The 9,747-nt window shown below is 62.4% G+C and carries 6 protein-coding genes; 2 read left to right on the top strand and 4 right to left on the bottom strand.

The annotated features are described in order from the left end of the window. Nucleotides 1-327 precede the first annotated feature (327 nt). Together WB528_RS23580 and mfd are read left to right on the top strand one after the other, a co-directional pair. Nucleotides 328-618 carry a succinate dehydrogenase assembly factor 2 gene (locus WB528_RS23580; protein WP_423891213.1) on the top strand — a complete coding sequence of 97 codons (291 nt, stop codon included), beginning with the start codon at nt 328-330 and terminating at the stop codon, nt 616-618. Further along, nucleotides 615-4,133: a transcription-repair coupling factor gene (gene mfd, locus WB528_RS23575; protein WP_423891210.1), complete on the top strand. Its 3,519-nt coding sequence runs from the start codon at nt 615-617 to the stop codon at nt 4,131-4,133. Before WB528_RS23580 ends, mfd begins: the two co-directional genes overlap by 4 nt. A 56-nt stretch (nt 4,134-4,189) precedes the next feature. Here mfd and WB528_RS23570 read toward each other — a convergent pair whose 3' ends face one another. From WB528_RS23570 to WB528_RS23555, 4 genes are all read right to left on the bottom strand, one after another. Then, nucleotides 4,190-4,585, bottom strand: coding sequence for a PRC-barrel domain-containing protein (locus WB528_RS23570; RefSeq protein WP_423891208.1), 396 nt, complete (start codon nt 4,583-4,585; stop codon nt 4,190-4,192). Between the two features lie 74 nt (nt 4,586-4,659). Then, a complete protein-coding gene (locus tag WB528_RS23565; protein WP_423891206.1) occupies nt 4,660-5,892 on the bottom strand; it encodes a GGDEF domain-containing protein in 1,233 nt (410 codons plus the stop codon). Nucleotides 5,893-5,979: 87 nt separating this feature from the next. Next, on the bottom strand, nt 5,980-7,482 hold the full coding sequence (locus WB528_RS23560) for an AMP-binding protein (RefSeq protein WP_423891204.1): 1,503 nt from the start codon (nt 7,480-7,482) through the stop codon (nt 5,980-5,982). 37 nt (nt 7,483-7,519) lie between these two features. Continuing rightward, on the bottom strand, nt 7,520-9,232 hold the full coding sequence (locus WB528_RS23555; RefSeq protein WP_423891215.1) for an extracellular solute-binding protein: 1,713 nt from the start codon (nt 9,230-9,232) through the stop codon (nt 7,520-7,522). Between the last annotated feature and the right edge of the window lie 515 nt (nt 9,233-9,747).

Genomic DNA, 9,747 nt, shown 5'->3' with positions numbered 1-9,747 from the left:
GAGCAGAGCAGGGCGCATCGAGGCTCGAGCGATCTAGTGTCCCGATTCCGAAGTTCGTATGATTTTGCGGAGCCACGTTTCGAACTTCGGAATCGAAGGGACACTAGCAAACTTATTGATCTAGTGTGGCCCTGGTTCAGAAGTCCGCATGATCAACTCGCGGCTAAAGACGGTGCGGAGTTCTGAACCCGCCGCCTGGTGGATCAAATCGGCATGGCTGGTAACGTTGATAATCGGGAAGCAGATGGGCTGACAACCGCCATTCGGATCGCTATATCACCTCCGCCCGGCACGTCCGGGCTTTTGGCGTTCGATTGGAAGTGAAGAATGACGGGAACGACACGATCGAGCGGCGGCCTCGATGACCGCCGCAAGCGGCTCTTGTTTCGCTGCTGGCATCGCGGCACCCGCGAAATGGATCTGATCCTCGGCCGGTTTGCCGACGCCACTATTGCCAATCTCGCCGACGACGAACTCGGCCAGCTCGAGCAACTGATCGAGGTTCCCGATCCTGACCTCTATGCCGCGCTTACCGGTAGCGCGCCGCTGGCGGCCCTTCATGCTGGCCCACTGTTCGAGCGGATCAAAGCATTCCGCCCTGGAGAGCAGGGCGAATGAAGCAGCCAGGTCAGTCGCCCGCACAAGCGCTCACTCCCGGCCGTGCGTTGACGCTAGCCAATGCCGCCGAGGGCGCCGAGGGTCTTATCGTTTCGGATCTGGCGCGAGCAGTGGCGGCGCGGCCAAAACCGCCGGCCGTCAGCCTGGCGGTCGTGTGCCGCGACGGACCCCGCCTCCAACAACTGGCACGGTCGCTTTCATTCTTCGCGCCGGATCTTTCGGTGCTGCACTTTCCGGCCTGGGACTGCCAGCCCTATGACCGGGTATCGCCCCATGGCGGAATCCTCGCCCAGCGGCTGACGACGCTGGCGCAATTGTCGCGGCTCGCGGGCAGCGAGAAGCCGCTGATTGTGCTGACGACCGTGAATGCCATCGTCCAGCGTGTCCCAGCCCGTGACACCATGGCCGCGCAAGCGCTGTCAGTAGCGCCCGGCCACGTGGTGCCGATGGATTCGATCGTCGCTTGGCTGGAGCACAACGGCTACAACCGTTCGTCCACCGTCCGCGAAGCTGGCGAATACGCCGTGCGGGGCGGTATCCTCGATCTGTTCCCCGCCGGGCTCGACCTGCCGGTAAGATTCGACTTTTTCGGCGACAGCCTGGAATCGATCCGCAGCTTCGATGCGGAGACCCAGCGCACGCTGCTTGACATGCGTTCGCTCGACCTGGTGCCGATTTCCGAGTTTCAACTGACCACCGAGACGATCCGGCGTTTCCGCATGGGGTATGTCGCAGCCTTCGGCGCGCCCGAGCGCGACGATCAGCTCTATGAGGCCGTCAGCGAAGGCCGCCGCCATCCCGGCATGGAACATTGGTTGCCATTGTTCCAGGACCGCATGGATACGCTGTTCGATTACCTCGGCGACGCGCCGATTGCGATCGAGCCGCAAAGCGAGGACGCGGCGCGCGAGCGGTTCAAGCAGATCGTCGATTATTACGAGGCCCGGCGCGAGGCGCTCGAACATCCCGGCGGCGGCGCGATTTACAAGCCGCTGCCGCCCGAGCGGCTTTATTTGACTGAAGACGAATGGAGCGGACGGCTGCAGGCGGCGGCGCTGGCGCGGCTCATGCCATTCGCGGTGCCTGAAGGAAGTGCAGATACGGTCGACGCCGGGGCGCGGCAGGGGCGGAATTTTGCGCCGGAACGCAACGACGGCGCGATCAATGTGTTCGAGGCACTGGTCGGCCACGTTCAGGCGCTGCAATCGGCGCGCAAGAAAGTCGTGATCGCACTATGGAGCGAAGGTTCGCGCGATCGCATGGAAAGCATGCTGCGCGACCACAAGCTGCTGAACCTGACCAGCGTCAACGCCTGGCGCACCGTGCAGGCGACGCCGCGCAATGAAACCATGCTGGCGGTGGTCGGCATGGAAACCGGTTTTGAAACCGATCAGGTCGCCGTCATTACCGAGCAGGACATCCTCGGCGACCGTCTGGTTCGGCCGCGCAAGGCAAGCCGCAAGCTCGACAACTTCATATCGGAGGTGACGAGCCTTTCCGCTGGCGATCTCGTCGTTCACGTCGAGCATGGCATCGGGCGCTTCGTCGGGCTGCAGACGCTGGATGTCGCTGGCGCACCGCATGACTGCCTCGAACTGCGCTATGCGGCCGAAACAAAACTTTTTCTGCCGGTCGAGAATATCGAGCTGTTGTCGCGATACGGCTCCGACAGCGCCAATGTCGAACTCGACCGGCTTGGCGGTAGCGGCTGGCAGGCCCGCAAGGCAAAGCTCAAGAGCCGAATCCGCGAAATCGCCGGCGAACTGATCAAGATCGCGGCCGAACGCCATCTTCACGAAGCGCCGAAGCTCCCCGTTCAACAGCACGTCTATGACGAATTCTGCGCACGTTTCCCGTACGAGGAGACCGAGGACCAGCTTGGCGCAATCCAGGCGACCTTGAAGGACCTCGAAGCCGGGCGGCCGATGGACCGGCTGATCTGCGGCGACGTCGGCTTCGGCAAGACCGAGGTGGCGTTGCGCGCAGCCTTTGCCACCGCGCTCGACGGCAAACAGGTCGCCGTCGTCGTCCCGACCACGCTGTTGGCACGCCAGCATGCCAAGACCTTCACCGAGCGTTTCCGTGGTTTCCCGGTGCACGTGGCGCAAGCCTCGCGCCTGATCGCGCCCAAGGAACTCGCCCTGGTCAAGAAGGGGCTGACAGATGGCTCCATCGACATCGTGGTAGGCACCCATGCGCTGCTCGGCAAGTCGATCAGATTCAGAGACCTCGGCCTTCTGATCGTCGACGAGGAGCAGCATTTCGGCGTCAGTCATAAAGAGCGGCTGAAACAATTGCGCGCTGAGGTGCATGTGCTGACGCTAAGCGCAACGCCAATCCCGCGAACGCTGCAACTGGCGCTCACGGGCGTGCGCGAGCTGTCCATCATTGCTTCACCGCCGGTCGATCGTCTTGCGGTGCGGACCTTCGTGGCGCCGCACGACCCGCTGATGATCCGCGAGGCGTTGCTGCGCGAACGCTACCGGGGCGGACAGGCCTTCTATGTCGTGCCGCGGATCGAGGACCTCGCGGGCGTCAAGGATTTCCTAGAAAAGAACGTGCCGGAAATGAAAGTCGCCGTCGCCCATGGTCAGATGGCGCCGACCGTGATCGAAGACATCATGTCGGCGTTCTACGACGGCAAATACGATATCTTGCTCTCGACCACGATCATCGAGTCCGGTCTCGACATTCCGAATGCCAACACGCTGATCGTGCACCGCGCGGACATGTTTGGTCTGGCGCAGCTCTATCAATTGCGCGGGCGGGTGGGACGCTCGAAACTGCGCGCCTATGCGTTATTCACGCTGCCGGCGCAGCAAAAGATCACGGCACAGGCGGAACGGCGGCTCAAAGTGCTGCAATCGCTGGAAACGCTGGGCGCAGGCTTTCAGCTTGCCTCACACGATCTCGATATCCGTGGCGCGGGCAATCTGCTCGGCGAAGAGCAATCCGGTCACATCAAGGAAGTCGGCTTCGAGCTTTACCAGTCGATGCTGGAGGAAGCGATCGTCAACCTCAAGGCTGGCGTGGTCGAGCCTGCGGCCGACCGTTGGTCGCCGCAAATCACTGTCGGCATGCCCGTGCTCATTCCGGAAGATTACGTTGCCGACCTTTCGGTTCGTCTTTCGTTGTACCGGCGGCTTGCCGATCTCGATACGGACGAGGGGATCGACAATTTCGCAGCCGAACTGCGTGATCGCTTCGGTGTGTTGCCGGATGAGGTCCGCTATCTCTTCAAGATCGCGGCCATCAAGAACTACTGCCGCAGGGCCAATGTCGAGAAGGTGGATGCCGGTCCAAAGGGCGCGGTGATCACGTTCCGCGATAATAAATTCGCTCAGCCTGACCGGCTGGTGTTTTTCATCCGCCAGCACGGCCAGGCCGCGCGGGTACGGCCTGATATGAAGGTGGTATTCTTCCAGGAATGGGAGACGCCCGAGGAACGTCTTTTGGGCACGAACGAAATCCTCCGTCAGCTCGCCAACCTTGCCGAAGACCGGAAAGCTGCATAAAAGCCGCCGCCGGCCTTGGCCGGCGGCGGCTTATCTTCAATCGTCAAACATAGAGCTTACTTCGGATATTTGAATTCCGGAGCAGACTTCAGCGCGTCCTTGGTGGTGTTCATCGACGCCAGCCATTTGTCGTTCTTGGCGTCATAGCGAACACTGACCGACGACGGCGACACGGCGACATAACGCTCGCCCATACCGAGGAAACCACCGACCGAGAGGATCAGGGCGTCGACTTCATGATTCTTGATCGCAATGTCCGTGATCTCGCCAACCGTTTCATCCTTTTGGTTGGTAACGTTCAGGCCCTTCAGCTTGGAACTGAACATTTCGTCCTTCGACACCGTCGAGAACTTCGCCTCAGCCGGCGCGGTTCCGGTGGTCTTTGATTCCTGGGCGAGAACGGGCGTAGCCAGAATCGCCAGGGACGCCGCCATCAATGCAAACTTCTTCATAAGTTCCTCCTCCATTGCTGATGGATGACAATGCGAGGTTGGAACAAACGTTCCGCGCTTTAAATTGGGAACCTTCAGGACGCGGCGCGCCGGCCTTCATCATGGAGCCGCGCGAGCAGTGACTGCGCGGTGTCCTGCGGCTGAAGGGTTGCGACCGTGACGGTGGGCTCATTCCGTCGCGTGCCCCGGTGGTCGTGAGCGGTATGCTTGATAACGCTGGAGAGACGCCGCGCGATGACATGCGCCGTGCGCAAATCGGTCTCGGCAAATACCACGAGGGCCGAACCGTCGTCGTAAAGCACGCCGAAATCCATCTGCCGCATTAGCCGGCTGAGAAGCCGCGCGCCGTCCAACCGTGCGCGTGAATTGGTTCGGTCAAAGCCAAAGCGCGCCACTGACAATCCGCCGCCATTCGCAAGGGTCTGGCGAACCGCGGTGGCAAAATCGCGCTCGAAGGCCGCGGCCGTCAGTAACCCCGTCGAGGGATCCAGTAGTCCGCCCGCATCGATCGACCGCAGTGTCCGGCTGAGATGGCCAGCAAAAGCGTGCTGCCGGATCAAGGGCAGGGCGTTCGCCGCGACGTGCGCGGGATCGCCGGCGACAACCTCCAGATTTGGCAACTCGAAGACGGGCGCCAATCCCGCGAGCGTCGCCACCACGGGCAAATGACGAAAGCGTGAGTCTTCGCTGAGCACCGTGAGAAACGCATCGACCACCCGGCCCGTAAAGCCTTCGCCGAGCACGATGCCGTCGATGTCGCGCGTGTTGAGATGTTTGGCCGCGGCTTCAATGCTCAGCGCACCGACGACACCCATACGCTCTCCGAGCACGATGGAAAGCGCCGGATAGGCACCGCCGCGTCCGACCAGAAGCACCGTCGCGTCGCGAACTGGATCGAACTCGGCGACCGAGGTTTTCACCGCCTGATCGTTCAGCCGGCGCAGGACCGTGGCGTGCAGGGTTCGGACCCGAAGCGCCGCGCGCAAACGCGGGGGCAGACGATCCAAACTGCCGTTCGTTCTCGAAAATGGAATTGCGTTTTCCGGCAGTGCGCCCTTCGGGTCGAGCACATGCAACGGTAGATATGGCCTGATATCGCTGATTCGCCGGGCGAGCGAGCGCAGGGCGGAGTCACCTCCTTGGGGCACGGCCGCAAGAACGGTCGCTGGATGGAGTTGCACAACCGCGCGCGCGGCCTCGGCCCAGTTCGTTTCGATGACCGGAAACGTCGCTTCGCCAAGCACGGCCATCAGCGATGGCTGCTTGTCGTCGGACACGACGATGATCGGGCCTTGCTGTTGGGACATCGGAAACTTGGACCACACGCTTCGTTTCGAGGCGCGATCCTAGGTTGGCGGTCTTAATGCCATGTCAACGAGGCCTTCTGGCCCAACTCAGCCGGGGATCGTGCGATCCCGAAAAGCTTCCGCCATCAGCGGGTTAAGCCCGAGTTGGTTCAGCGCCTCGCGGCCGCGCGCATTATCCTGGGCTCGCCCGGCGAGGCGAAATCCGCAGAGACGATCAGGCAACGCCGTCAAAAGCGCCCCCTGTCCGAGCCGCTTCGCCCATTCCTGGAGATCCTGCGACAGGAAACGGTAGCCTCCGACGGAAACTATGCCGGAAGGCGGCGAAGTAATGCAGATCGCACCGGAAGAACGGTCGAGCCGCGCCGCGTAACCCGTATCGGCGTAGTCGGGGGGCGAGGCTGCGATCAATGAATCCGCTGGCGGCGGCGGAGGCGCATAAGCGGCCACTGTCACCATTGGCCCCCGCAAGGCCAGCGTGCCCTTGGGTGTCAGCAAGGTCTCTCCGGCAATCGAGGCCCCGGGGACGTCGCGTGGCGCTCCATGCGATCCCGGCATGATCGACGCCGGCACGCCATCGGCGGTTCGCCGCGCGCCAAACAGGCCGACTTCCCCAAACAAATAGACGTCCGTGAATTTCGCCTGCGCGGCGGTCCATTGTGCGCTCGACGAAATCTGTTCCGGCATCCGCCACAGGCCGATCACATGACGCAGTGTCGGCATGCGCGAGGACAGATCGATGTCGGTGAGCCGGAGCGCCATCGGCGCAGGAGCCACCAGCGTATCGCAGGCACTGTCGTTGATCTGGCTTTCCAGCGCTTCCCCGTCAAACGGGTGATGCAAGGCAAGCGTCCCGCCCGACAACAGCCAGAGCAGCAGCGATGAGGTCAATCCTGCGAAGGAGGAGGGGGCAAACGCCGACATCAGCCGTGCGCCTTGAGGCACGCGGCTTTCGAGGAAAATGGCAAGTCCCCCGGCGATCAGGTTGAGATGGGTTCGCGGCACCGCGCGAAGTCCATCGGACGTCACATCGAAGGAGACCAGCGCCGCCTTGCGCCCGTCCTGGACCACGGTACGCTCGGTTGTCGATCCGACCTTCAAGGCAAGGTCGAGCGAGGCCATCCCTTCCGGCAGGTCTTCGCCGAAGCCGCAGACGTGACGGATGGAAAACGCCTCCGCGGCAGCGTTCATCGCGAGGTCGGCATGACTGACGCCATCGATCTTCGCTGTCGTCACGATCGCCCGCGCGCCAGTGCGATTGAGCGCCATCGTCAGTTCCGATTGGCGCCAGAGCTGCGGCAGCAGGGCCACGATCAAGCCGGCGCGATGGGCGGCCAGCACGGTGAGCATGAACTCTACCGTGTTGGGCAGTTGCACCCCAACCACCGAATTGATCGGCAGTCCCGCTTCGATGAAATGCGCCGCCAGCGCCGCAATCGCCCGGTCGGCCTGGGCATAGGTCAGCCGCCGCGGCGCCTGCCCGGTGATACGGGCCTTATTGATCGGATCGAGCAACGCCGGCGCGTCCGGCTGGCGCGCCGAAATCCTCTGAAACAATCCATCGAGCGTCGGCGATACGTTGGTCTGGATCACGGGATCGACTTTGGGATGCGAATCGGGCTTTGGGAGCCTACTTCGGTTGCGATGGCCGATACCACCAGGTTTCCGGAAGATAACCCGTCAAAGCGGTGGCTTGTGGACGTTCTATCCGATTCCAGCGCGCGATCCATTGCTCGCGGACGTTAAATACCGGGATAGCGTAAAACCCTGACATCAGCACCCGGTCGAGCGCGCGCACCGCGGATACGAAAACGCCGCGATCCCGCGCCGCCAGCATGTCGGCGATCATGGCGTCGATGGCCGGATCCTTGGCCCCCATGTAGTTTCGCGTTCCAGGGTTATCGGCCGCCTCGCGGCCCCAGTAAAAGTATTGCTCGTTGCCGGGCGAGAGCGACTGGTCCCAGCGGTTCTGGATCATGTCGAAATCGAAGCCGAGACGGCGTTGATCGAACTGGACGGCATCGACCGCGCGAACTGTGGCTGTGATGCCCGCGCGCTTCAGGTCGCGTGAAAATGCCAGCGCGATGCGTTCCTGATCGCGCGTCGTCACCAGAATTTCAAACGAGAGTGGCGCTTTGCTGGTCCGCTGCCGCAGCACCGCGCCATCGAGCGCGTACCCCGCCTGTGAAAGCAAATTCAGCGCCGAGCGCAGGTCGGCGCGATCGCGGCCGGAACCATCCGTAACCGGCAGGCGATAGCTGCCCTCAAGGATATCGGGTGGAATGCGTGCCTCGAACGGTTTCAGGAACGTCCGTTCCTGCTCATCGGCCGGGCGGCCATAGGCTGAAAGTTCGGAACCGGCGAAGAAACCCGCCGAGCGGCCGTAGAGCCCGAAGAAGTAGTTGCGATTGATCCATTCGAAGTCGAACAGAAGGGTGAGCGCCTCGCGGACCCGAATGTCAGAAAATACCGGCCGCCGGGTGTTGAAAACCAGAAATTCGGAAGGGTGCGGTGTCGCGATTTTGATGGTGTCGCGGACCACCTCGCCATTACGCACAGCTGCAAAGTCGTACCCGTCGTGCCAGCGCAGAGGTTCGCTCTCTACCCGGAAGTCGTAGAGGCCCCGTTTGAACGCCTCGAAATAGCCGTTGGCCTCGCGATAGAAATCAAGCCTGATCTCATTGAAATTCCATAAGCCCCGGTTGACCGGCAGGTCGCGTCCCCAATAGTCGGGATTGCGCGTCAGCGTGACGCTTACGCCCGGATTCACATGGCTGACCCGATAAGGTCCCGAGCCGACCGGAGCCGCCATCGAGGTTTGCTCGAAGGTTGCGGGGTTGACGGCATGGCGGGGCAGGATCGGCATCAGGCCGAGGATCAGGGGCAGTTCGCGATCTGCCACACCGCCGAAATCGAACCGCACCGTGAGCGGGTCGAGCGCCTCGGCTTCTGCTACTTTCGAATAATACTGGCGATGATTGGGACGTCCCTTGTCCCGCAATAACGCCCAGGAGAACAGCACGTCATCGGCGGTGAGCTGTTGTCCGTCGGAAAATCGCGCCCGCGGGTCGAGGTGAAAGGTGACGTAGCTCCTCGCCTCGTCGGTCTCGACCGTTCGCGCGAGTAAGCCATAGAGCGTGAACGCCTCGTCATTGCCCCGCACCATCAGGCTCTCGACCACAAACCCGCGGATCTGCTGGACGGCGAGCCCCCGCACGATCAGGGGGTTGAGGCTATCGAAGGTACCGAGAACGCCCTGCACAAGCCGTCCACCTTTTGGCGCATCGGGGTTGGCGTAGGGCATATGGGTGAAGGTCGCGGGCAGCGCCGGCGGGCCATGCATGGCGATTGCGTAGCTTTCGGCGGCAACAGCCCTGTCGCAGCCGAATAGGACCGGGAGGCAGAAGGCGACGAGGCCGCACAGCACGGCCACGACGCTGCCCGCCGGAACCCACCATTCGGCGCGTCGATGTGATTCGCTTTGGCTCACAATTGACCTGTATCACAGCGTCCGGCGCTCGCGGTGACACGCGGTAAGATGGCCGGTCGGCATTGATCTTTTCGTACGCGCCTGTATGAAGACGTCCAATTGACCAATCGGGCAGGGCCTGTCACGCATCCGCCTCAATTGGCAAGGAGACAACCGCCAAAATGGCCGGCTTTCGGCGCCTAAGGCGGCTTTCGGCGCTTCCGTTCAGAAAGGGTTTTCCGCAATGAATTTCCGCAAGTTGGCCGCGCCAGTCAGACCGCGTGGGCGCGTTCTCGCCTTGATGGCGATCACAGCTCTGAGCGCCGCGTTCCTCGCGTCCGACGGGTGGGCCCAGACGCCTGCGCCGGCTCCGAAGAAGGCCGCTCCGA

It is taken from the genome of Bradyrhizobium sp., from assembly GCF_049586575.1.
Lineage (GTDB): Bacteria > Pseudomonadota > Alphaproteobacteria > Rhizobiales > Xanthobacteraceae > Bradyrhizobium.
This window is presented reverse-complemented; position numbering and strand designations above follow the sequence as displayed.

Coding starts and splice junctions, on each gene's coding strand:
- WB528_RS23555 (WP_423891215.1), bottom strand. CDS start 9,232: ATGCATGGCCCGCCGGCGCTGCCCGCGACCTTCACCCATATGCCCTAC.
- WB528_RS23565 (WP_423891206.1), bottom strand. CDS start 5,892: ATGTCCCAACAGCAAGGCCCGATCATCGTCGTGTCCGACGACAAGCAG.
- mfd (WP_423891210.1), top strand. CDS start 615: ATGAAGCAGCCAGGTCAGTCGCCCGCACAAGCGCTCACTCCCGGCCGT.
- WB528_RS23570 (WP_423891208.1), bottom strand. CDS start 4,585: ATGAAGAAGTTTGCATTGATGGCGGCGTCCCTGGCGATTCTGGCTACG.
- WB528_RS23580 (WP_423891213.1), top strand. CDS start 328: ATGACGGGAACGACACGATCGAGCGGCGGCCTCGATGACCGCCGCAAG.